Source organism: Dyella ginsengisoli (assembly GCF_044904665.1).
Classification (GTDB): Bacteria; Pseudomonadota; Gammaproteobacteria; order Xanthomonadales; family Rhodanobacteraceae; genus Dyella_A; species Dyella_A ginsengisoli.
Genome location: NZ_JADIKM010000003.1, coordinates 261,710 through 280,432 on the forward strand (window position 1 = coordinate 261,710; position 18,723 = coordinate 280,432).

The window sequence follows — 18,723 nt, forward strand, 5'->3', positions numbered from 1 at the left end:
ATGTGCAGGGCGCTGAGCTGTGCGGCGTGTGTTGCTGACGACGCCGCGGCGCCACCGAGTCGTGGCCAGGGAGGAAGGGGCCGAAGTGCATGAGCCCGTGGCGACGCCACTGCCAAGGCCTTCTCGGTTGCCGGGGTTTTCGCGTGTGTGGCGCGGGCACTGGCCTGGCGGCGTTGACTCTCCAGGCACGTCCGGCTGATCCCACCCGTGATGGACGACGGGCAGCGGCAAGTTGCGCACCGCGCGTTCGCGCGGCGGTTGGTGCAGGGCACGGCCCGGGCGCCGGTGGCGCTGCTGCAGCATGCGTTGCAGCTGGTCGATGAGGGCATCGACGCTGGGCTCGAACTCGGGCTGGGGCGTGGTCCAGCTCATGCGAGCCACGCGAGCCAGTGCGGATTGATGAGGCCGGCCACGGCGGCCAGCGATGCCAGCAGCACCAGCACGCCGGCGATGGCCCACAACCACACGGCGCCGTCGTGCATGCGCCAGTACGCGGCGGCGAAGCGCTGCATGCGGCTGGGCGGCGGTCGGCGCACCACGCGGAACATGGGCGAGGTGGGGCCGAGCCATTCGCGCTCGGTGACGCTGGGGTGCTGGCGGCTGCGCGCGGTGCGTGTGGCCTCGCGGTGGTCGAGCAGCGGCGCGCTCATGCGGCGCCGCCAATGCGCTCAACCTGCGCTGCCCACCACTTCGAATCCTTGCCGGTGCGTGCATTGCGGACAGCCACGCGGACGCCACTGGTATCCCAGCCAGTTACAGTGGCTGTGAATGCGCCGTGGTAGTGAACGACTCGCACACGACTACCAAGCGGGTATTCCTCGCGCAGCACCTTTAGCAACGCCGCTTCGGCTTCCTTCACGCCATGGGCCGCTACGGCGGCGCGCCGCGAGTAGTTGGGCGCATGCCCATTCCAGTAGCTCACTGGATCATCCTTCGGCGCGCTCACGGCTGCATGGCCCGGGTGAAGGCGATGCGCGACCAGGTGGCGGCCTGCTGCAGCGCGTGATCGGCGCCGAGGTCGTCGCCGCGCTGGCGCAGCACGTGGGCATGGCGCAGGCATGCCTCGCAGGACTTGCCGGCGTTGACGATGGCGGTTTTGCGATCGGGGCGATGGGTGCGTGTCATCAGGTGGCGCTCCAGAGCAGCAACGTGACGATGGCGGCGAGGCGTGCGGCGCGTGCGAGCCGCGCCGGCGCGAGGCGATCGCGGGCCATGCGCGCGGCGTCATCCGGCGCGGCGAACATGCAGGCATGCCGGGCGCGGTCGATGGCGCTTTGCAGATCGCGCTCGGCGGCGGTCGGAGCGGCCTGCTGAGCGGGAGCGCGGTGGCGCTGGCGGAGGGTGCGGCCGATGTGGGGGAGGGCGCTCATGCGGCACCGCCGATGCGCTCAAGAGCGCGCTGGCGGCGAAGCTGCGCGGCTACAGTGTTTTCGCAGGCCTTGCGGAGCGCATCGAACTCGATCTCCAGCCACCCGTCCGCAACCCTCCGGACTAGCTCTTTGTGGTGCTCCAGAGCGGAGTCGTATTCGCGGTCGGCGGCAAGCAGCTCGTCTACGGCCGCGATGACTTCATCCACATCTTCTGCAGCCTGCCGCATGGGGCTGGTGAGGTCGGTCTTGCAGGCGCCGGCGACGCTATGCAGGCCCGCCGACGTGCGCCGCATGATGCCGAGCACATCCACCTTCGGCGCGCTCACGCCACCACCTGCTGCGGCTGGCTGCTGGCAAGGCGCAGCAGGGCCATCTGCTTGGCGCGCCACAGCGAGGTGGCGGCGGTGATGGCGTCGGCCTGGCGGGCGTAGGTGGTGACGGTGCGGGCGAGGCGATCCTGGCTGTGCACGTCGATCACTTCGCCGCGCCACATGGTGCCGACGCGCTCGGGTACGAAAGCCACTTCGGGCAGGTGCTGGGCGTGCATCAAAACACCCCCAGCTTGTGGGCGATGCCGGCGGCGATCAGCAGCAGCGCGCCGATGGTGATGCCGCCGAGCAGAGTGATCAGCGGCCAGTCGGTTTTGCGCGGGGCGGCCATCAAGCAGCCCTCTTGCGACGCGGCGTGCGCAGGGTGAGGGCGAGCTGGGCGTAGTCGGTGCCCCATTCGGCCTCGGCGCCGCCGAGATTGGCGTGCAACGCGGTGCGCGCGCCGCAGTTGCACTCGATGCGGTGGCGGATACCCACCGGCTGGAACGTCACCGGTTCTTTGCTCAGGCGACCGCTGGTGCGCACATGGCGCGGCTCGGTGTTGCAGTTGCGGCAGCGCTGGAAGCGTCCCGCGGGGTGCTGGCAGATCGACTCGATCATGGCGTTGCCCCCGCCTCGATCGCCTTGGCCGAGCCCTCAATGAGCGCGTGGCCGATGGCGGAAGAATGGGTGGGGGTCAGGTGCAGGTTGTGGAGCCACGACTCGCCCAGCTGGCCCAGCACAACACCATGCTCGTCCGCCTTCACATCGACGCACGTGTCATCGTTGAGTTGAAAAGCTGGGGACGTCCAGATCGCAGGATTCATGACTTTCTCCAGGCCACTTTGGCTCAGTGGAATGGAGAATACGAAACATCGTAATACGTTGTCAACGATATTTCGTAATTAGAGCGCGAGGCAGCTGTGGCGCGGCCTGATTGGGCTCACGGAAGGCGAAATCTGGGATCTAGCGCTCGGCCGCGCTGTCGTCAGTTGCTGCCGACTAACTCATCTGTGCGTGCTTGAGCGCATCGCATCTACTTGCGCCACGAACTTCTTGATGGACACGAGAGCGGTTGCCTGGCCGCCGGGGATGCGCTCGATGTTGAACTGAGCATCCTCATAGCCTTCGCCGGTGTGGATGCGCAGCCGGCAGTCGGGTGCTGTCACCATCCGCTGCAACATGGAGTAGGGGATCACGATGCTGTTGCTGCTGGCGGTATAGACGGTCTGCGAGACGGTGTTGTAAGCCCCGTTGCTCAGCTGGGTGCTCGATCCCGATCGCCATTGGGTAACCTCGCCGCCGATGTTGATGTCCATGCCGGAAAGGCTGGTGAAGGCGGCGCTGCCCTGGGTGGCGTTTGCGTCGTAGGACATCACCAGGGCTACGCGATCTGGTGATGCGCTGCTCCAACTCGCACCGAGTTGGACTGCATTCCCCCATGATCCTTTCGCCCAAAGCGGCATGGGCGACACGGTGATGATCGTGGAGTCGTCAAAGGTTGAGTGCTGCTGGCTGACGACGCCCATGCCCGCCGCTGCGGACATCGTGTCGGTCATCGTCGCGCAAGAACTTACCGCGGCAGCCGCGGCGAGCATGGCTACCAGCACGTAGGGCTTCCGCATGATGTTCCCCTTCCTAGGATGTGGTTCTGGGACAACTTAGCCGGTCGATGCTCTGCGCATCCAGTCTCTGGGCGTCAGTTTCTTCTCTGTCGTGCATTCCACCGTCGTTTTTTTGGCATGTGTGCCACCGACGATTGAGAGCTTAGGCCTTTCTGCTGCGGCTCCCAGTTGCTCTTTTATGTACGCCTTGAGCATGCGTACCCGTTGCTCTCTCATCCTTGTGCTCCCCCTTTGGCACAGCTTTCATGATGTTCGAGCCGAGCCAAGCGCTGCCGCGTCCTCCGCTGAAATTGCCGAAGGTGGCTGCCCGCTGGTAGGCATCGATGAAGAGCTGGGGGTTCGCGGTGAAGTTGTAGGTGAGCCCCAGTTCTTCATGCGCCTCGTGCAAAGCACGTGCCACGTCGAGGACGATTTCGGGGTCGATCGAACGTGATGCGTGGTATGTGCCTGGGGTGTCGCCGATGCCCTGATGCTCGCGCCCGGTTTCGAGAAATCCTGCGTCGACTTCCAGCAGAGTCGCCAGGCGGTGCAGGCGGGTCGTCGACTTCGCTTTCCCTAATTCAAGATCCGAAAGCCCGCTGTAGGACATGCCGGCGTCGCGCGCGAGGTCTTTCCGGGCAATGCCTTTGGCCTGCCGGATTCTGCGCACACGGTCGCCGATCGTTTCCATGATCCCATTGCACCGATATGTCGTTACGAAAGGTCGTTGACATTGCGCTACGAAATGTCGTAATTTGCTTGCATGAGCATCTGGACCCAGCGCGTCAAAGACCTGAGTGCCTGCGGCATGACCTATGCCCAGATCGCTTCGGAGATCCATCTAGCGCCCTCCACGGTCGGTGACCTGGCCAACGGGCGGTACAAGACCCCCGGCTACGAAGCCGCGGTGGCGCTCAAGGCTCTGCACGACCGCGTTATGGCCGAGCGAGCCGCGGATGCACCAATGCGCGAGGCGGGGTAACAGATCAAGAGCCACGGGTCTGCCTTTCGGGGTGGGCCTTTTTTTGTAACCGAATACGTGTGTCCGCCGCTGTCCGCCGTATGTGGATCGCGGCGGAAACGATAGCCAAACAGGGGCCATCGATGAATCAAGAGCAGCAGATTCCTATGTTCGTTGATGATCTGAACGAGGCGCTCAGCGCGACCATCAATGCGTTGGGTGGCAAGAAGGTTGTCGGTGCGCTTCTGCGTGGTGAATCGGTGGACCCCACCGTGGCCGGCAAGTGGCTAGCAGACTGCCTGAACCCCTCCAAGCGTGAGCGCCTGGACCCGGAGCAGGTAGCGTGGATAAGGCGAACGGCGCGCCTTCAGGGTTGCCACATCCTGGCAGCTTGGGAAGCAGCGGACGCTGGTTATGCGCCGCCGCAGCCTCTGGCCCCGCAGGATGAGGCTGCCCAGCTGCAGCGTGATTTCATCGCGAGCGTGAAGGCGCTGCAGGCCATCCAGCAAAAGATGGCGCGCAACGGCATGCAGGCAGTGGGCTGATGGACGAGATCGACCATGCGCTCGCCGCACGCGGTCTAGGCAAGGCCGGCAAGGCGGTGTGCGATGAATGCGGCGCAGCGATCAGCGCGCTGCGTCAAGAGCTTGGTGCGGTGCTGTGCATCGACTGCCAGCAGCGCAGCGAGCAGCAGGCTCGCCAATGGTCAAAAAGGGGCTGATCGAATGCTATGTGACCGAGGCGCCGGCGATGCCGGCGCGTGTGGCTATCGAACAGATCCAGCGCATCCTGAGCGAGGGCGCGACACCGGAGCAGGTGGCGGCTGCGATGGCGGCCGTGCAGCAGCCCGCGGTGCCGAGGCAGGGGAGTCTGCCGCTGTGATGTACACCAGCGCGCCCGATCGCCGAAAGGCCGTGCCGGGTGCGCTGTGGTTTGACGGTGGCGCGGATCTGCGCCGGATTGCCTCGGTGATCTGCGATCGCGCGTGGCGCGGCCTCGGCGTGCGGGTATACCGCTGGCCGGATGGCATGGTGATCCTGGTGGGCACGGACTCGCGCGGCGATCAGCTGTTGCTGCGCCATTCACTGGATGCGCTGGTGGGCACGTTCTGCCGCGTGGGCGCGCTCAGTGGAAGCGTGGTGGGCGAGGGGCCGAAGCAGTTTGATGTGCTGGACCAGCTGCGCTGGGTAGCCTCGGCATGATCAACACGGCAGCGCTACTGGCGAGAGTAGACCTGGTGGACCTGGTAGGCCGCGAGGTCACCCTGAAAAAGCAGGGCGCGGAATGGGTGGGCTGCTGCCCGTTCCACGATGAGCGCACGCCGAGCTTTCATGTGGTGCCGGCCAAGGGCTTTGTGCATTGCTTCGGCTGTGGCGCCCACCACGACGCCATCGGTTACACGATGGCGATGTATCACTACGACTTTGCCGAGGCCTGCCGCAAGCTGGGTGGGCAGGAGATGGGCGATGCCGTGCGCAAGGCGGTGCGCGCCGTGCCGCAGCGGGCGAATGATAAGCCGGTGGAGCTGTGGGTGCCGATCTACCCCGTGCCCGACAGCGCGCCGCGCTGGGTGGCCGGCGAGCGCGGCAGCGTGTGGAACCCCAAGCGCGAGCCGCGCGTGCCAGGCGGCACGCCTGGCGGGTGGTGGGAGCTGGCGCCGGACCGCGCCGACGCCTACCGCGCGGCCGATGGCGCGCTGATGGGCTACGTGCTGCGGGTGATGATCGAGGGCAAGAAGATGACGCCCACGGTGACGTGGTGCATCGGCCCGCGTGGCGAGGCCCGCTGGTGCCTGCAGCACTTTCCCGAGCCGCGCCCGCTGTGCGGCCTCGACGCGTTGGCCGAGCGGCCGGATGCGCCGGTGCTGGTGGTGGAGGGCGAAAAATGCCGCGCCGTCAGCGCTGGCGCGCTGCCTGCGTACGTGTGCGTGGCCTGGCCGGGCGGCACGAAGGGCGTGAAGTACGTGGATTTCTCGCCGCTGGCCGGGCGCGACGTGGTGCTGTGGCCCGACGCGGACGAAGGCGGCTTCGGCGCGATGCTCGGCTACGTGGATGGATCCGGCCTGCTGCATGAGGGCGTGGCCCAGTTCGCGCACCGCGCCGGCGCACGCAGCCTGCGCGTGGTGGATGTGTCCGTGCAGTCGAAGGGCTGGGATATCGCCGACGCAATCGAGGATGGCTGGACCCCGCGGCAGCTGGCCGGGTGGGCGAAGGCGCGGGTGAGGACGGTGGAAGTGCGCGAGAGCGAGGGCATGGCGGTATGACTGGCACTGATGGTAACGGTCCGGGTGGCATGCACCGGTGCTGTGGAACGTGCCAGCACGCGCACGAGGATCTCGCTGGACTGCAATGCATGCTGATCGATGAGCAGCGTTCCTCGATTGCTCATGGGTCGGTGGATGCCGATGACTTCTGCGACCAGCACGATTTTCGGGTGCCGCATGTCTGATGCCGGCAAGGTGGTGGTGATAACGGGGCAGCGCGGTGGTGGCGGTGGTCGGCGCGGTGGTGGCGCTGGGGGCGGATCGTCGGACCCCAACGACTGGCGCAACGACATCACGCGCACCACCAGCGGCAAGCCCGAGTCCACCACGCACAACACGCTGCTGGTGATGGAGCACGACCCGTCGCTGCAGCGCCTGTTTGTGCTGGACGAGTTCAGCAACGTGGTGCGGCTCACGCGCAAGGCGCCGTGGCTGGGCGGCGAGATGGACGAGTTCACCGACCAGGACGGCACCGAGCTCTCTGCCTGGCTGGGCGCGCCCGACCGGTACCGGTTGAACATCAAGCCGGAGATGGTGATGGGCTGTGTGGAAGCGATGGCCCGCCGGCGCAAGGAACATCCGGTGCGCACGTACCTCAACGGGTTGAAGTGGGATGGCACCCCGCGCCTCGCGCAGCTGTTCCCGCGCTATTTCAAGGCGGAGGATACGGCGTACACGCGCCAGTCGGCGCAGTGCTTCATGGTGAGCGCGGTGGCACGCATCCTGTGGGTGGACAGCAAGGTGCGGCACAACGGTGCGCAGGTGGATTTCATGCTGGTGCTGGAGGGCGAGCAGGGCCTGCGCAAGACGTCGGCCGTGCGCTCGCTGTTCGGCCCGCAGTGGTACATGGAGGCGCAGGAGTCGCCCACCAGCAAAGACTTCTACCAGGCCTTGCGCGGGCGCTGGTGTGTCGAGATCGGCGAGATGGACAGCTTCAGCAAGGCCGACGTGACGAAGGTGAAACAGGCCATCACTGCGCGGTTCGATACCTACCGGCCGAGCTATGGGCGCGTGAGCCGATCGTTCCGCCGCGAGTGCGTGTTCGTGGGCACCACGAACGAGAGCGAATACCTGAAGGATCCCAGCGGCGGGCGGCGCTTTCTGCCGGTGAAGGTGTTCGGCGTGTGCATCCCTGACCTGGAGGCCGATCGCGACCAGCTGTGGGCCGAGGCCGTGGCCATGTTCCGCGAGGGCTTCCAGTGGTGGGATCTGCCGGCCGATGCCGCCGAGCAGCAGGAAGAACGGTTCGCCGAGGACAGCTGGCAGGGGCCCGTGCAACGGTGGCTCGGCGGCAAGATGGGCGATGGCTGCTATCCCTCTCGGCTGAGCAAGACCGCCGGTAACGGCGCGCGGCTCGAGTGGACTACCACCACCGAGCTGCTGTTCTATGCGCTGCAGATCGACGTTGGGCGGCACGACAAGCAATCGCAGATGCGCGTGTCGGCCATCATGCGCCGGCTCCGATGGAAGCACGTTCGCGTGCGGGTGGATGGCGAGCGCGAGCGGCGCTGGTATCACCTGGACGACGAAGGGAGGATCGATGTGCCCTTCTAGGCGCCTGCGTGGGCGAACTGCGGCTGGCTTGTCCCAACCGTCCCAACCTTGTCCCGACCTTGGCCCGACATCCCGAGCCGCTTGGCCTTTGGGTTGTCCCAACCTGCCCGACCTTTTCGCGCCTCGCGCATACACAGATAGCTTTCAACAGGGGGCTTCCATCTTCCATGTGTGCGCATACAGGTTGGGACAGTCGGGACAGTCGGGGCAGAGCATGTGCCGCAACGTTTCCCGCGTCCCGACCTTCATCGGTTCGGGTCGGGACAGGGCAGTGAGGTCGGGTCGCCGGCCCCGGGTGAACCTGAACGGGCCGGGGCGCCGCGGGTCCTCCCTGGCCGCCGTCATTGCGGGTAGCACGGCCGCAAATTTCCGCGAGATTCCGAGTGTTTCCTTTGGTTCACTGCCCCCGCTTGTGGGTAACGGTGCCGGTTCACGGGGTGGCGCATGACGGCGATGACGCAGGCCGAATACGCGCGGGCCCGCGGCTGGTCAAAACCGTACGTGTCGAAGCTCAAGCGCCAGGGAAAGCTCGCGTTCGATGCCGCCGGCCTGGTCAACGTGGAGGCCACGGATGCGCTGCTGCACGTGACGCGCGATCCGGCGCGCGGCGGCGATCGCCGACCGGGCGCCGAGAAGCCAGCTGGCGCCGGCGCTGACGCGGGCGGCGCTGCGCGGGCAGGGCAGACGCCAGCCTCCACACCCGACGGCGCGTACAGCTCCGCCGCGGCGCGCGAGAAGATCGCGCGCGCACGCATCGCCGAGCTGGAGCTCGCCGAGCTGGCTGGCCAGCTGGTGCGCCGTGACCAGGTGGAGCGGGTGATCTTCGACCTCGCCCGCCAGGCGATGGACAGCCTGCTGAGCATGTCCGATCGGCTGGCCGGTGCCGTGGCCGCCGAGAGCGATCCGTTCCGCTGCGCGCTGCTCATCGATGGCGAGGCGCGGCAGATCGCCGAAGCCATGCGCGCGGCCGAGATGCCCGGCGCGAAGCTGGCGCCCGACCAGGAAGCCGCATGACGCTCGGCGGCGCCATCAACGATGTGCTGCTGGCCGATGGCGGCCTGATCGCGCTGGACGCATGGCGCAGCGGCTGGACGCCCCCGCCGGTGCTCACCGTGAGCCAGTGGGCGGATGAGCACCGCATGCTGCCGCGCGAGGCGGCCAGCGAGCCGGGCCAGTGGCGTACCAGCCGCATGCCGTTCCTCCGGGCCATCATGGATGACCTCTCCGTGCACTCGCCGGTCACCGAGGTAGGCCTGAAGAAATCCACGCAGGTAGGCGGCACGGAGGTGGCGCTCAACTTCCTGTGCTACGTGATCGACCATGCACCGGGCCCCGGCATGTACGTTCTGCCGACGCTGCCCGTCGCGCGCAACTTCAGCGAGCAGCGCGTGCAGCCGATGATCGACCTGATGCCGGTGCTGGCGTCCAAGATCGGCGCCAAGCGCAGCCGCGACAGCGGCAACACCACGCTGATGAAGAAATTCCCGGCCGGTTTCTGGACGCTGGCCGGCGCCAATAGTGCCAACTCGCTGGCGTCTATGCCCATCAAATGGCTCGTTCTCGATGAACTGGCTAAGTATCCAAGCGATGTTGACGATCAGGGTGATGCCGGCACCCAGGCTGTTCGCCGAACGTCGTCGTTCACCACCCGCAAGAAGATTTTCCGCGTCAGCTCGCCGACCATCAAAGACGCCTGCGCGATCAGCGACGACTACGAATCCGGCAGCATGGGCACCTACCACGTGCCATGCCCGCATTGCCTGCAGCGCCAGGTGCTGGAGATCGACCAGCTCACCGACGACGGCCAGTTCGTCTGCACGAGCTGCGGCAAGCTGATCGACGAAAAGCACAAGGCGTGGATGCTGCGCGAGCGCGGGCATAGCGAGGACGGCCTCGCGGAGTGGGTGCACCAGCACCCCGAGCGCAAGAAGCGCACCTACCACGTGTGGGCCGCCTATGCCGGCGTCGGGCTCGGCTACACCTGGCGCGAGATCGCCGAGCTGCGCAAAGAGGCACGCGACAACCCAGAAAAGCAGGTCACCTTCCACAACACCATCCTCGGTGAAGCGTATGAAGGCGCCTCCCAGCGCGTAGAAGCCGCCGAAGTGCAGCAGCGCGCCGGCAAATGGCTGCGCCGAACGATCCCGCGCGGTTGCCTGGTGCTCATCGGCAGCGTCGACGTGCAGGCAAACCGCTTCTCGCTCGCGGTGTGGGGTTTCGGCCGCGGCGAGAGTGCCTGGATGATCGACACCGTGGAGCTGCCCGGCGACCCCACCCGCAAGGAAGACTGGCGCCAAGTGGAGGACTACTTTACCCAGCCCATCATCAACGCCTGCGGCATCGCCATGCGCGCTGAGCGAGTGGCCGTCGACAGCGGCAACTGGACGAAGGAAGTCTACGATTTCGTGCGGCCGCGCCAGCCTCAGGGATACATCGCCGTCAAAGGTATGCGCATGCAGGATCACCCGCTGATCGCGCGCCCAAAAAAGGACGACAGCACCAAGCGGGGTAAGGTCGACAAGCGCGGCATCAAGCGTTGGAACGTCGGTGTAAGCACCGCCAAGACCACCCTCATGCAGCGCCTGATGAAGGATGGCGAGCTGCAACCAGGGCAGTACCCACGGTTTCATTTCCCCGCCGATCTCGAGCTCGACTTCTACAAGCAGCTCACCGCCGAGCGCTTCGATCTCATCGCCAAGCGCTGGATCCTCGCCAAGGGCGTGCGCAACGAAGAGCTCGACAAACTGGTCTATGCCTACGCAATCGCGTGCTCGCCCATGGTGCGAATCCACGTGATGCGCGAGGCCGACTGGGCATCGCTCGAGGCAAAACTCGAACCGGTGAACGATGACCTCTTTGCGGCATCCCGGCCCTCGGCCGCCGCGCCATCCGATCCAAGCGCCACAGATATCGCACGCTCTTCGGCCGCCAGCCTTGCCGCTGCCCAGCCCACGCCTCCGAAGCCGCAGCCCGCCGCCCGCCGCCGCGGCGGATTCGCAACCAACTGGTGACCGCTATGCCTCATCTCGATCTGCTCTCGGATATCTTCCAGCGACTCCAGGCGCGCATGCGCAAAGTACCCAACCAGGTCATCGAAGAGGTGGAGCAGGAGGTGCGCGACGACTGGGGCGGCGAAAGGGTCTACATCCCGCGGCGCGGAGAAACCGGGCGCATGCAGATGGAGCAGCGCAACCGCGCCATCCGCGCCGACTACCACCGCGGCGAGCGCGCCGAGCTGCTCGCGCGGCGCTATGGCATCAGCATCAAGCGCGTGCGTCAGATCGTGTCGCCCTGACGTCGCCGCAGGAAACGCTTTGCCTTAACCATTTCCCTTGTCGGCGCCAGCCTGCGCACCATGGCCGACAATCTATCCTGCTCCATCCCGGCACAGATCACGGCCGGCGACACCGCCATCTGGCAGCGCCCGGGTGGCAACTACCGCGCCAGCGACGGCTGGACCCTCGCCTACGCCTTCGTCGGCACGGCGTCGGTGTACTCGGCCACCGCAGCGGCGAACGGCGACGACTTCCTGGTCACCATCGCCGCGAGCGCCACGGCCACGTGGGCGCCTGGCGCCTACTCCGTGCAGGAATACGTCACCAACGGTACCGAGCGCCACACGCTCAGCACCACGCGCGTGCAGGTGCTGCCGGATCTCACCGCGGTACCGTCCGGCGGACTCGATACCCGCAGCCACGCGCAGAAGGTGCTCGACGCCATCAACGGATACTTGGAAACCAAGGCGCCCGTCTATGGCGCCATGGAGATCAACGCCCGCAAGATCAGCTACTACCCGGTGCCTGAGCTGCTGCAGCTGCGTGATCGCTTCCGCCGTGAGGTGCTCACTGAGCAGCGCGTGGCCTCCGGCCAGCGCGGCGGCAACCGCATCCTGGCGGTGCTGTGATGTTCGGCCAGCGCCGCCGGTCGCCGGCTAGCAGCACCCTCACCGAGCGTGGCCAGCAGCTGGCTGCGGCGATCGATCAGCACAAGGCCGAGCGCATCGCGCCAGCGGTTCGCCGCCCGCAAGGCGGCATGCGGCGCTTCGATGGTGCCGTGGTCAATCGGCTCACGGCCACCTGGCAATCGGTCAACGTTGCCATCGATGCCGAGTTGCGCACCGATCTCGACCGCCTACGCGCCCGCAGCCGCGACCTGTTCAAGAACAACGAATACGCGGTCAAGTTCGGCCGCGCCATCCGCAGCAACGTCGTCGGCCCCGAGGGCTTCCGCTTCCGTGCGGATGTCAAAGACCCCAGCGGCAAGGCCGACGAAGGCGCCAACAAGGCCATCGAAAAGGCCTTCGCCACCTGGTGCCGGCCCGAGCAGTGCGATGTAGCCGGCAAGCGCAGCTTCATCGACCTGTGCGATGCCATCGGCCTCGCGCTCGGGCGCGATGGCGAGTTCATGTTGCGCAAGCGCCGCGGCGCTGGTGCCGGCACGTTCGGCTACCAGCTGCAGCTGCTGGATATGGACCGCCTCGACACGTTCTACAACCTGTGGCCCGCCGATGGCCGCAACGCCGTCATCATGGGCGTGGAGATCGATCAGTGGCGCAAGCCGGTGGCCTACCACCTGTGGAACCGCCACTACACCGAGTCGCCCACCGTCACCCGATACCGCGAGCGCGTGCCGGCCTCGGAGATCATCCACGGCTTCATTCCGCTGGAAGACGAGCAGACCCGCGGCGTGCCGTGGATGCACGCCGTCATGCGCCGCCTCAACGATCTCAACGGCTACCGCGAAGCGGCCGTGATCGCCGCGCGCATCGGCGCGTCCAAGATGGGCTTCTTCACCTCGCCCGATGGCGACCCCGCACCGGTATCCAACGGCGTGGATGGCGTCACCCCGGACACCAAGGGCGAGTTCATCACCGAGGCCACGCCCGGCTCGTTCGATGTGCTGCCCGAGGGCTATGGGTTTGAGGCCTTCAACCCGGACTACCCGCATCAGCAGTTCGAGAGCTTCAACAAGGCCGCGCTGCGCGGAGTAGCCAGTGGCCTGCCGGGCATGAGCTACCACTCGCTCAACAACGATCTGGAAGGCGTCAGCTTCTCCAGCATCCGCAGCGGCACGCTGGAAGAGCGCGAAGACTGGATGAAGATCCAGAAGTGGGTAATCACCCAAGTGCTGGTGCCGGTCTATGAGGACTGGCTGGAGATGGCGCTGCTCGCCGGCGCCATCACGCTGGCCAACGGCAGCCCGCTTCCGCTGGCGAAAAAGGCCAAGTTTCAGGATCACATCTGGCGCGGTCGCCGCTGGCAGTGGGTGGATCCGCTCAAGGACATGGCTGCCGCCGTGCTGGCGATCGAGAACGGGCTGTCCAGCCCCGAGCGCATCGCCGATCAGCAGGGCATCGACATCGAGGACGTCATCAACGACATCGCCCGCTTCCAGGCCATGCTCAAGGCCAAGGGCGTGGTGCTGGCCGGCACCACCGCGCCCACCGGCACCATCGCCAGCGCCGTCGCCGAATCCGGCAACGACGGCGGCAGCAGCAGCACCGGCAAGGCCGGCAAAAAGGCGCGTGTACTGCAGGCCGCATCCACCACCGTGGCCGATCTCGTTGCCTTGCTGCAGGACGAACCCGCCGCCGCGTGAGCGGAAACGGTTTGCCTTAACCGTTTCCCTCGCGCTCGCGATGCTTCCTCGCAACGTCCCATGTCGTGCGTTGGAGCCCGTCCCATGTCGCTTCCCGAAGCACTTAACCCCGGCAGTACCGGCGAGCGCATCTTGCGCATCGGCACCGAGCGCGCCGTGGTGGACGAGGCCGCGCGCACCGTCACTTTGGCCTTCGCCAGCGAGACGCCGGTGCAGCGCTTCTGGGGCAATGAAATCCTCGACGTGCAGTCGCGGAGCATCCGGCTCGACCGCCTCAACGCAGGCGGCCCGCTGCTGATGGACCACGACATGTGCGACCAGGTGGGAGTCATCGAGTCGGTACAGATCGGCACGGACCGGGTGGCCCGTGCGGTTGTGCGCTTTGGGAAAAGCGCCCGTGCCAACGAGGTGTTCCAGGACGTGGTGGATGGCATCCGGCAGAACGTCTCCGTCGGCTACCTCATCCACAACGCCATGCTCGAGTCGGAAAACGAGGGGGTCGGTACCTACCGCGTCGACGACTGGGAGCCCTACGAAATCTCGATGGTCAGCGTGCCCGCCGACATCAAGGCCGGCATCGGCCGCCAGGCCGAACCCCCCAAGCCCCGCATCCCGGAGATCACCATGAGCGAGACCACCACCGCGCCGGACAACACCGCCGCGATCGAAGCCGCCCGCGCCGCGGGCACTGAGGGCGAGCGCAAGCGCGTCGCCGAAATCACTGCCGCCGCCGACGCCCTCAAGAATTACAAGGGCGTGCGCGATCTGGCCACCGCGGCTGTCACCGGCGGCTGGCCGCTGGAGCAGTTCCGCGCCAAGGTGATGGATGCCATCGCCACCCAGCCGCTGCCCACCGCCAACATCGGCATGACCGAGGGGGAGGCCAAACGCTTCAGCTTCGTGCGTGCCCTCAACGCGCTGGCCAACCCGGGCGACGCACGTGCCCGCGAAGAGGCTGCGTTCGAGTTCGAGGCCAGCCGCGCCGCGGCCGACAAGCAGGGCCGTTCGGTCAAGGGCTTGCTGGTGCCGTTCGACGTGCTCAACGCCAAGCGCGAGCTCACCGTGGGCACGCCGGCCAACGGCGGCGACCTGGTGGCCACCGACCTGCTCAGCGGCAATTTCATCGACCTGCTGCGCAACCGCATGGTGCTCAACAAGATGGGCACGCAGTTCCTCAGCGGCCTGGTGGGCAACGTCGCCATCCCGCGTCAGACCGGTGGCGCCACGTTCTACATCGTCACCGAGGGCAACGCGCCCACGGCATCGCTGCAGAGCTTTGACCAGGTGCCCATGTCGCCCAAGACCGGTGCGGGCCGCACGCAGATCAGCCGCAAGCTGTTGCTGCAGTCGTCCATCTCCATCGAGAGCTTCGTGCAGCGCGACCTCGCCACGGTGATGGCGCTGGGCATGCAGGCCATCGGCATCAAGGGCGGCGGCTCCAACGAACCGGTGGGCATCCTGGCCACCAGCGGCATCGGTTCCGTTGTCGGTGGTACCAACGGTGCAGCCCCCACCTGGGGCAACATCATCGATCTGGAAACCGCGATCGCCCAGGCCAACGCCGACGTGGGCGCCATGGGCTACCTCACCAACGCCAAGGTGCGCGGCAAGCTCAAGCAGACCCAGAAGTTCTCGGGCGCCAACGCGGATCCGATCTGGGGCGACGGCAACACCCCGCTCAACGGCTACATGGCCGGCGTCACCAACGCAGTGCCCAGCAACCTCACTAAGGGCACCTCGGCCGGCGACTGCTCGGCGATTATCTTCGGCAACTTCGCCGACCTGATATACGGCATGTGGGGCGGCCTGGAGCTGCAGGTTGATCCGTACAGCTCCGGCGACACCGGCAGCGTCATCGTCCGCGCGTTCCAGGACTTCGATGTGGCCGTGCGCCATGCCGAGTCGTTCGCGGCGATGCAGGACGCGCTCACCGCATAAGCATGAGCCGCTCGCGCAGCCCGCGTGAATGCACCCACCGCCCGGCCAAGCGCCGGGCGGTGGTGTGCGCGTGCGAGGGCGCGGCATGAGCACCGGTTTCACTGAACTGGCGGCCATGCACCACGAGCTTTTCGGCGAGTTCGCCGAAGCGGCCACGTACGTGCGCGGCACCGCCGCCGCCGTCACCACGCGCGTTATCGTCGACGACGGTTCGCAAACCGTCGGCAACCGCGGCGAGATCCAGAGCAACAAGCGCGTCATCACCAGCATCAAATCCGAATACGCACCGCAGCGCGGCGATGAGATCACCGTGCGCGGCGTCCTGCGCAAGGTCGACGCCATCCTGGTCGACGACGGCTATGTGGTGCAGGCGGTGCTCCATGGGTAACCCCATCGTCACCACCACCAGCCGCAGCTGGCAGCAGATCACCAACCTTGCCGCGGTGCTCCAGGGCATCAGCCTGGCCAACGGCTACCTCACCGACGTGGGCCAGAACATCTGGACCACCGACAACCAGCGCACCGACGAAAACGCGCTGGGCATCATGCTGTACAGCGGCGACATCACCAGCTCGCCCGCCGAGCGCCCGGCCAAGGCCGAGCGCGAAATCGAGATCTACGCCGAGGTGGCCATCGCCACCGATCAGGACGACGCACACCAGCAAATCCACTCGGTGATCGAGGACGTGGAGCGCTGCGTTACCACCTACGCCAAAGCGCAGTTTGCGCAGCCCAGCGTGCCCACCACGCCGCTGCGCGTGGGCTCCATCAAGATCCTCGACCGGCCCGAGGGCGCGTCGGTGATCGTGGCCGTCATCACCGTGTTGGCGAGGTACTTCCGGTGACCCGCTACGCATCCTTCGCCGTGGAGCTTACCGGCACGCTGGACGCCGCCAAGGCGCTCAGCGACGTGCCTGCGCAGATCCTTCGCGCGCAGCAGCGCGCCCTGGGCACGCTGCGCCGCCGGCTGGCCACCGAGGCCAAGCGCGACATCGGCGCGGAGTACAACCTGCGCGCGGCGCGCATCGCGGAAGGCCTGCAGGTGCGCAACGACGCCGATGGCGTGCGCCTCATCGGCAAGAGCCGCGGCATCAACGCCATCGAGTTCGACGCGCGTTGGACGCGCGTGCAGCCAAGCGGCGTGGTGGCCACCAGCAGCCGCGCGCGCTTCACCGCCATCAAGTTCGGCGGCCGCCTGCGCGGCGAGTCCGGCCTGGGCGCGCGCTGGGCGGTGCGCCGCGGCGAGGCGCCGAGCGTGCACGCGGGCAGCTTCATCGCGCGCGGCAAGAACGGCGCGCTGCTGGTGTTCGAGCGGCAGGGCAAAAAGCGCCTGCCGATCCAGAGCGTCTACGGCCCCAGCGTCGGCCAGATGCTCAAGCACGGCCGCCGGCCCGAGCGCCTGGCCGAGTTCGCCATCCGCACCCTTCAAAGCGAGCAGCAGCGCCTGCTCGGGAGTACGCCGTGATCCTCGACCGTGCCATCACCCTGCTCAAGTCGCACACGCACGCCGGCGTGGTGCATGCCATCGGCGCCGAGTTGCATGTGCTCGCCCACGACGCCGAGTGGCTGGTGGAGCGCGGCATCGCCATGTTCACCAGCCACGCCCCGGCCGATACCACCACGAACAACCCCGCGCCCAGCAGCGAAGGCCAACCCGACGCCGGAGAGCCGGCGGCGGGCGCCGAGCCCGAGCCGGCCCCCACCGACCCCGAACCCATGAACCCCGGAGACGACCATGAGTGAGTCCGAATACTTCTACTACGGCCAGGGCAAGCTCTCGGTCGCCATCCGCAACTCGCTGGCCGGCACCATCGGCCTCTACCAGTACGCCGGCGACGTGAGCACGCTCACGCTCAAGCCCACGGTGGAGATGATCAAGCACCGCGAGAGCAACAGCGGCCAGAACTCGCTGGTGCGCAACATCGCCCACACGCGCGACCTCAACATCGACATCACCTTCGCCGAGTTCCGCCCCAGCGGCATGGCGCGCGACCTCTACGGCAACAACGTGAGCGTGGTGGCCGGTACCGTTACCGCCGAAACCCTGCCCGATGCGCTGGTGGCCGGTGATGAAGTGCGCCTGGCCAACCCGGCCGTGAGCGCGGTGGTGATCACCGACAGCACCGGCACGCCGGCCACGCTGGTGGAAGGCACCGACTACACCGTCGATGCCAACTTCGGTAAGGTGACCATCCTCAACGTCGGCACCTACGTGCAGCCGTTCAAGGCCGCGTACAGCTACGGCAAGCGCACCGACACCGGCATCCTCACCTCGGCCCAGCCGGACATCGCGCTGCTGTACGAAGGCGTCAACCTGGCCGAGAACAACGCCCCGGTGATCTGCGAGCTGTACAAGGTCGCCCCGGCCGTGGCGCAGGAAATCATGCTCATCACCACCGGCACCGACACCGCCGGCCGCCAGGTAGCGGGCGCCGTGCTGCTGGACTCGCTGCGCGCCGCCAACGGCCCGCTCGGCCAGTTCGGCCGCATCACCCACGTGGGCGTGTAAGCAATGGCCGAGCAGGGCGCCACGCAAGACAAGGATGGCCAGCAGGATCTGGCCATCCTCTTTCCGGACCGGCACAGCACCATCGCCGGCGTGCCGGTGACCATGCGCGAGTACAGCTTCCTGGAGAGCCTGGAGCATCACGCCTCCATCGCCGCGTTCTCCGACGCCATCACCGGCATCGCGCTGGCCGGCGACTTCGCCGACCTGGACTCCCTGCGCTCGGCGTTCGGCCAGTGCCGCGACCAGGTGATCGAGCTGATCGCGCTGGCATGCGACCAGCCTGTCGCATGGGTGCGGGGTCTCGGCGCCGATGACGGCGAGGCGCTGATGATGCTGTGGTGGGGAGTGAACGCGCATTTTTTTCTGCGTCGTGTGCTGCTGAGCGTCCAGCTGCGAAAACAGCGGGAGTTCGATGGGGCGATGTCATCGGAACACTCGTCGCAGTTGGACACCCTCCCGGGGACGTCCGGCGGTACACGAAGCGCCAACTGATGCTGCATTTCACCGCGGCCCTGCGCCGCGAGCGTCGCCAGCGCCGCCAGCGCATCGCCGACATCGGCGCCGCGCACCACGGCGGAGATTTCGTCAAGAAGCTGCTGCAAACCCTGCGGGACTGAC

General features: G+C 66.9%; 30 protein-coding genes. 20 read left to right on the forward strand and 10 right to left on the reverse strand.

What is annotated here, in order from left to right; translation table 11 throughout:
* Positions 1–368: 368 nt before the first annotated feature.
* The 10 genes from ISP17_RS11310 to ISP17_RS11355 form a co-directional block, all read right to left on the reverse strand.
* Positions 369–650, reverse strand: a complete 282-nt coding sequence (locus tag ISP17_RS11310) for a hypothetical protein (RefSeq protein WP_404633169.1) — start codon at positions 648–650, stop codon at positions 369–371.
* Complete coding sequence (locus tag ISP17_RS11315) at positions 647–922, reverse strand: hypothetical protein (protein WP_404633171.1); 276 nt, start codon at positions 920–922, stop codon at positions 647–649. The genes ISP17_RS11310 and ISP17_RS11315 overlap by 4 nt, the downstream gene beginning before the upstream one ends.
* A gap of 20 nt (positions 923–942) precedes the next feature.
* On the reverse strand, positions 943–1,125 hold the full coding sequence (locus tag ISP17_RS11320) for a hypothetical protein (RefSeq protein ID WP_404633173.1): 183 nt from the start codon (positions 1,123–1,125) through the stop codon (positions 943–945).
* Positions 1,125–1,370 (reverse strand): hypothetical protein, encoded by a 246-nt coding sequence (locus ISP17_RS11325; RefSeq protein ID WP_404633175.1) that lies wholly within the window; start codon positions 1,368–1,370, stop codon positions 1,125–1,127. Before ISP17_RS11325 ends, ISP17_RS11320 begins: the two co-directional genes overlap by 1 nt.
* Positions 1,367–1,696, reverse strand: coding sequence for a hypothetical protein (locus ISP17_RS11330; RefSeq protein ID WP_404633177.1), 330 nt, complete (start codon positions 1,694–1,696; stop codon positions 1,367–1,369). Before ISP17_RS11330 ends, ISP17_RS11325 begins: the two co-directional genes overlap by 4 nt.
* The gene (locus ISP17_RS11335; RefSeq protein WP_404633179.1) at positions 1,693–1,917 is read right to left on the reverse strand and encodes a hypothetical protein; all 225 of its coding nucleotides are present in this window, start codon (positions 1,915–1,917) and stop codon (positions 1,693–1,695) included. Before ISP17_RS11335 ends, ISP17_RS11330 begins: the two co-directional genes overlap by 4 nt.
* 112 nt (positions 1,918–2,029) lie before the next feature.
* A complete protein-coding gene (locus ISP17_RS11340) occupies positions 2,030–2,299 on the reverse strand; it encodes a hypothetical protein (protein ID WP_404633181.1) in 270 nt (89 codons plus the stop codon).
* Positions 2,296–2,505: a hypothetical protein gene (locus ISP17_RS11345; RefSeq protein ID WP_404633183.1), complete on the reverse strand. Its 210-nt coding sequence runs from the start codon at positions 2,503–2,505 to the stop codon at positions 2,296–2,298. The genes ISP17_RS11340 and ISP17_RS11345 overlap by 4 nt, the downstream gene beginning before the upstream one ends.
* A gap of 180 nt (positions 2,506–2,685) precedes the next feature.
* On the reverse strand, positions 2,686–3,303 hold the full coding sequence (locus tag ISP17_RS11350) for a hypothetical protein (RefSeq protein ID WP_404633185.1): 618 nt from the start codon (positions 3,301–3,303) through the stop codon (positions 2,686–2,688).
* Between the two features lie 142 nt (positions 3,304–3,445).
* On the reverse strand, positions 3,446–3,973 hold the full coding sequence (locus ISP17_RS11355) for a helix-turn-helix domain-containing protein (RefSeq protein WP_404633187.1): 528 nt from the start codon (positions 3,971–3,973) through the stop codon (positions 3,446–3,448).
* A 72-nt stretch (positions 3,974–4,045) separates the two neighbouring features.
* Between ISP17_RS11355 and ISP17_RS11360 the strand changes: the two genes are divergently transcribed.
* From ISP17_RS11360 to ISP17_RS11455, 20 genes are all read left to right on the forward strand, one after another.
* Positions 4,046–4,264 carry a helix-turn-helix domain-containing protein gene (locus ISP17_RS11360; RefSeq protein ID WP_404633189.1) on the forward strand — a complete coding sequence of 73 codons (219 nt, stop codon included), beginning with the start codon at positions 4,046–4,048 and terminating at the stop codon, positions 4,262–4,264.
* 122 nt (positions 4,265–4,386) lie between these two features.
* On the forward strand, positions 4,387–4,788 hold the full coding sequence (locus tag ISP17_RS11365) for a hypothetical protein (protein WP_404633191.1): 402 nt from the start codon (positions 4,387–4,389) through the stop codon (positions 4,786–4,788).
* A complete protein-coding gene (locus tag ISP17_RS11370) occupies positions 4,788–4,964 on the forward strand; it encodes a TraR/DksA C4-type zinc finger protein (protein WP_404633193.1) in 177 nt (58 codons plus the stop codon). Before ISP17_RS11365 ends, ISP17_RS11370 begins: the two co-directional genes overlap by 1 nt.
* Entirely contained in the window at positions 4,946–5,125 is a 180-nt protein-coding gene (locus ISP17_RS11375; RefSeq protein WP_404633195.1) for a hypothetical protein, read from the forward strand. Before ISP17_RS11370 ends, ISP17_RS11375 begins: the two co-directional genes overlap by 19 nt.
* Positions 5,125–5,445 carry a hypothetical protein gene (locus tag ISP17_RS11380; protein ID WP_404633197.1) on the forward strand — a complete coding sequence of 107 codons (321 nt, stop codon included), beginning with the start codon at positions 5,125–5,127 and terminating at the stop codon, positions 5,443–5,445. Before ISP17_RS11375 ends, ISP17_RS11380 begins: the two co-directional genes overlap by 1 nt.
* Complete coding sequence (locus ISP17_RS11385; RefSeq protein ID WP_404633199.1) at positions 5,442–6,506, forward strand: CHC2 zinc finger domain-containing protein; 1,065 nt, start codon at positions 5,442–5,444, stop codon at positions 6,504–6,506. Before ISP17_RS11380 ends, ISP17_RS11385 begins: the two co-directional genes overlap by 4 nt.
* 177 nt (positions 6,507–6,683) lie before the next feature.
* Positions 6,684–8,060: a VapE domain-containing protein gene (locus ISP17_RS11390; protein WP_404633201.1), complete on the forward strand. Its 1,377-nt coding sequence runs from the start codon at positions 6,684–6,686 to the stop codon at positions 8,058–8,060.
* A gap of 444 nt (positions 8,061–8,504) precedes the next feature.
* Positions 8,505–9,074: a hypothetical protein gene (locus ISP17_RS11395; RefSeq protein ID WP_404633203.1), complete on the forward strand. Its 570-nt coding sequence runs from the start codon at positions 8,505–8,507 to the stop codon at positions 9,072–9,074.
* Between the two features lie 98 nt (positions 9,075–9,172).
* The gene (locus ISP17_RS11400) at positions 9,173–11,071 is read left to right on the forward strand and encodes a phage terminase large subunit family protein (RefSeq protein WP_404633205.1); all 1,899 of its coding nucleotides are present in this window, start codon (positions 9,173–9,175) and stop codon (positions 11,069–11,071) included.
* A 5-nt stretch (positions 11,072–11,076) separates the two neighbouring features.
* The gene (locus ISP17_RS11405; protein WP_404633207.1) at positions 11,077–11,355 is read left to right on the forward strand and encodes a Mor transcription activator family protein; all 279 of its coding nucleotides are present in this window, start codon (positions 11,077–11,079) and stop codon (positions 11,353–11,355) included.
* 60 nt (positions 11,356–11,415) lie between these two features.
* Positions 11,416–11,964, forward strand: coding sequence for a hypothetical protein (locus ISP17_RS11410; RefSeq protein ID WP_404633209.1), 549 nt, complete (start codon positions 11,416–11,418; stop codon positions 11,962–11,964).
* Positions 11,964–13,658, forward strand: coding sequence for a phage portal protein (locus ISP17_RS11415; RefSeq protein WP_404633211.1), 1,695 nt, complete (start codon positions 11,964–11,966; stop codon positions 13,656–13,658). The genes ISP17_RS11410 and ISP17_RS11415 overlap by 1 nt, the downstream gene beginning before the upstream one ends.
* A gap of 84 nt (positions 13,659–13,742) precedes the next feature.
* Complete coding sequence (locus ISP17_RS11420) at positions 13,743–15,596, forward strand: phage major capsid protein (protein ID WP_404633213.1); 1,854 nt, start codon at positions 13,743–13,745, stop codon at positions 15,594–15,596.
* Positions 15,597–15,681: 85 nt separating this feature from the next.
* A complete protein-coding gene (locus ISP17_RS11425) occupies positions 15,682–15,984 on the forward strand; it encodes a head-tail joining protein (RefSeq protein ID WP_404633215.1) in 303 nt (100 codons plus the stop codon).
* A complete protein-coding gene (locus tag ISP17_RS11430) occupies positions 15,977–16,441 on the forward strand; it encodes a hypothetical protein (RefSeq protein ID WP_404633217.1) in 465 nt (154 codons plus the stop codon). Before ISP17_RS11425 ends, ISP17_RS11430 begins: the two co-directional genes overlap by 8 nt.
* Entirely contained in the window at positions 16,438–17,061 is a 624-nt protein-coding gene (locus tag ISP17_RS11435; protein ID WP_404633219.1) for a phage tail protein, read from the forward strand. Before ISP17_RS11430 ends, ISP17_RS11435 begins: the two co-directional genes overlap by 4 nt.
* Positions 17,058–17,339 (forward strand): DUF7210 family protein, encoded by a 282-nt coding sequence (locus ISP17_RS11440; RefSeq protein ID WP_404633221.1) that lies wholly within the window; start codon positions 17,058–17,060, stop codon positions 17,337–17,339. Before ISP17_RS11435 ends, ISP17_RS11440 begins: the two co-directional genes overlap by 4 nt.
* Positions 17,332–18,105, forward strand: a complete 774-nt coding sequence (locus ISP17_RS11445; protein ID WP_404633223.1) for a phage tail tube protein — start codon at positions 17,332–17,334, stop codon at positions 18,103–18,105. Before ISP17_RS11440 ends, ISP17_RS11445 begins: the two co-directional genes overlap by 8 nt.
* 3 nt (positions 18,106–18,108) lie before the next feature.
* Complete coding sequence (locus ISP17_RS11450; protein WP_404633225.1) at positions 18,109–18,597, forward strand: DUF6631 family protein; 489 nt, start codon at positions 18,109–18,111, stop codon at positions 18,595–18,597.
* Positions 18,597–18,722, forward strand: coding sequence for a hypothetical protein (locus ISP17_RS11455; RefSeq protein WP_404633227.1), 126 nt, complete (start codon positions 18,597–18,599; stop codon positions 18,720–18,722). The genes ISP17_RS11450 and ISP17_RS11455 overlap by 1 nt, the downstream gene beginning before the upstream one ends.
* The last annotated feature ends 1 nt before the right edge of the window (position 18,723 follow it).

What these genes read in the sequence shown, in the direction of transcription:
- ISP17_RS11325 (WP_404633175.1), bottom strand. Translation starts at nt 1,370, where the DNA reads ATGAGCGCCCTCCCCCACATCGGCCGCACCCTCCGCCAGCGCCACCGC.
- ISP17_RS11335 (WP_404633179.1), bottom strand. Translation starts at nt 1,917, where the DNA reads ATGCACGCCCAGCACCTGCCCGAAGTGGCTTTCGTACCCGAGCGCGTC.
- ISP17_RS11455 (WP_404633227.1), top strand. Translation starts at nt 18,597, where the DNA reads ATGCTGCATTTCACCGCGGCCCTGCGCCGCGAGCGTCGCCAGCGCCGC.
- ISP17_RS11360 (WP_404633189.1), top strand. Translation starts at nt 4,046, where the DNA reads ATGAGCATCTGGACCCAGCGCGTCAAAGACCTGAGTGCCTGCGGCATG.
- ISP17_RS11340 (WP_404633181.1), bottom strand. Translation starts at nt 2,299, where the DNA reads ATGATCGAGTCGATCTGCCAGCACCCCGCGGGACGCTTCCAGCGCTGC.
- ISP17_RS11365 (WP_404633191.1), top strand. Translation starts at nt 4,387, where the DNA reads ATGAATCAAGAGCAGCAGATTCCTATGTTCGTTGATGATCTGAACGAG.
- ISP17_RS11445 (WP_404633223.1), top strand. Translation starts at nt 17,332, where the DNA reads ATGAGTGAGTCCGAATACTTCTACTACGGCCAGGGCAAGCTCTCGGTC.
- ISP17_RS11345 (WP_404633183.1), bottom strand. Translation starts at nt 2,505, where the DNA reads ATGAATCCTGCGATCTGGACGTCCCCAGCTTTTCAACTCAACGATGAC.
- ISP17_RS11405 (WP_404633207.1), top strand. Translation starts at nt 11,077, where the DNA reads ATGCCTCATCTCGATCTGCTCTCGGATATCTTCCAGCGACTCCAGGCG.
- ISP17_RS11420 (WP_404633213.1), top strand. Translation starts at nt 13,743, where the DNA reads ATGTCGCTTCCCGAAGCACTTAACCCCGGCAGTACCGGCGAGCGCATC.
- ISP17_RS11320 (WP_404633173.1), bottom strand. Translation starts at nt 1,125, where the DNA reads ATGACACGCACCCATCGCCCCGATCGCAAAACCGCCATCGTCAACGCC.
- ISP17_RS11370 (WP_404633193.1), top strand. Translation starts at nt 4,788, where the DNA reads ATGGACGAGATCGACCATGCGCTCGCCGCACGCGGTCTAGGCAAGGCC.
- ISP17_RS11350 (WP_404633185.1), bottom strand. Translation starts at nt 3,303, where the DNA reads ATGCGGAAGCCCTACGTGCTGGTAGCCATGCTCGCCGCGGCTGCCGCG.
- ISP17_RS11450 (WP_404633225.1), top strand. Translation starts at nt 18,109, where the DNA reads ATGGCCGAGCAGGGCGCCACGCAAGACAAGGATGGCCAGCAGGATCTG.
- ISP17_RS11410 (WP_404633209.1), top strand. Translation starts at nt 11,416, where the DNA reads ATGGCCGACAATCTATCCTGCTCCATCCCGGCACAGATCACGGCCGGC.
- ISP17_RS11395 (WP_404633203.1), top strand. Translation starts at nt 8,505, where the DNA reads ATGACGGCGATGACGCAGGCCGAATACGCGCGGGCCCGCGGCTGGTCA.
- ISP17_RS11385 (WP_404633199.1), top strand. Translation starts at nt 5,442, where the DNA reads ATGATCAACACGGCAGCGCTACTGGCGAGAGTAGACCTGGTGGACCTG.
- ISP17_RS11390 (WP_404633201.1), top strand. Translation starts at nt 6,684, where the DNA reads ATGTCTGATGCCGGCAAGGTGGTGGTGATAACGGGGCAGCGCGGTGGT.
- ISP17_RS11310 (WP_404633169.1), bottom strand. Translation starts at nt 650, where the DNA reads ATGAGCGCGCCGCTGCTCGACCACCGCGAGGCCACACGCACCGCGCGC.
- ISP17_RS11415 (WP_404633211.1), top strand. Translation starts at nt 11,964, where the DNA reads ATGTTCGGCCAGCGCCGCCGGTCGCCGGCTAGCAGCACCCTCACCGAG.
- ISP17_RS11430 (WP_404633217.1), top strand. Translation starts at nt 15,977, where the DNA reads ATGGGTAACCCCATCGTCACCACCACCAGCCGCAGCTGGCAGCAGATC.
- ISP17_RS11425 (WP_404633215.1), top strand. Translation starts at nt 15,682, where the DNA reads ATGAGCACCGGTTTCACTGAACTGGCGGCCATGCACCACGAGCTTTTC.
- ISP17_RS11355 (WP_404633187.1), bottom strand. Translation starts at nt 3,973, where the DNA reads ATGGAAACGATCGGCGACCGTGTGCGCAGAATCCGGCAGGCCAAAGGC.
- ISP17_RS11375 (WP_404633195.1), top strand. Translation starts at nt 4,946, where the DNA reads ATGGTCAAAAAGGGGCTGATCGAATGCTATGTGACCGAGGCGCCGGCG.
- ISP17_RS11380 (WP_404633197.1), top strand. Translation starts at nt 5,125, where the DNA reads ATGTACACCAGCGCGCCCGATCGCCGAAAGGCCGTGCCGGGTGCGCTG.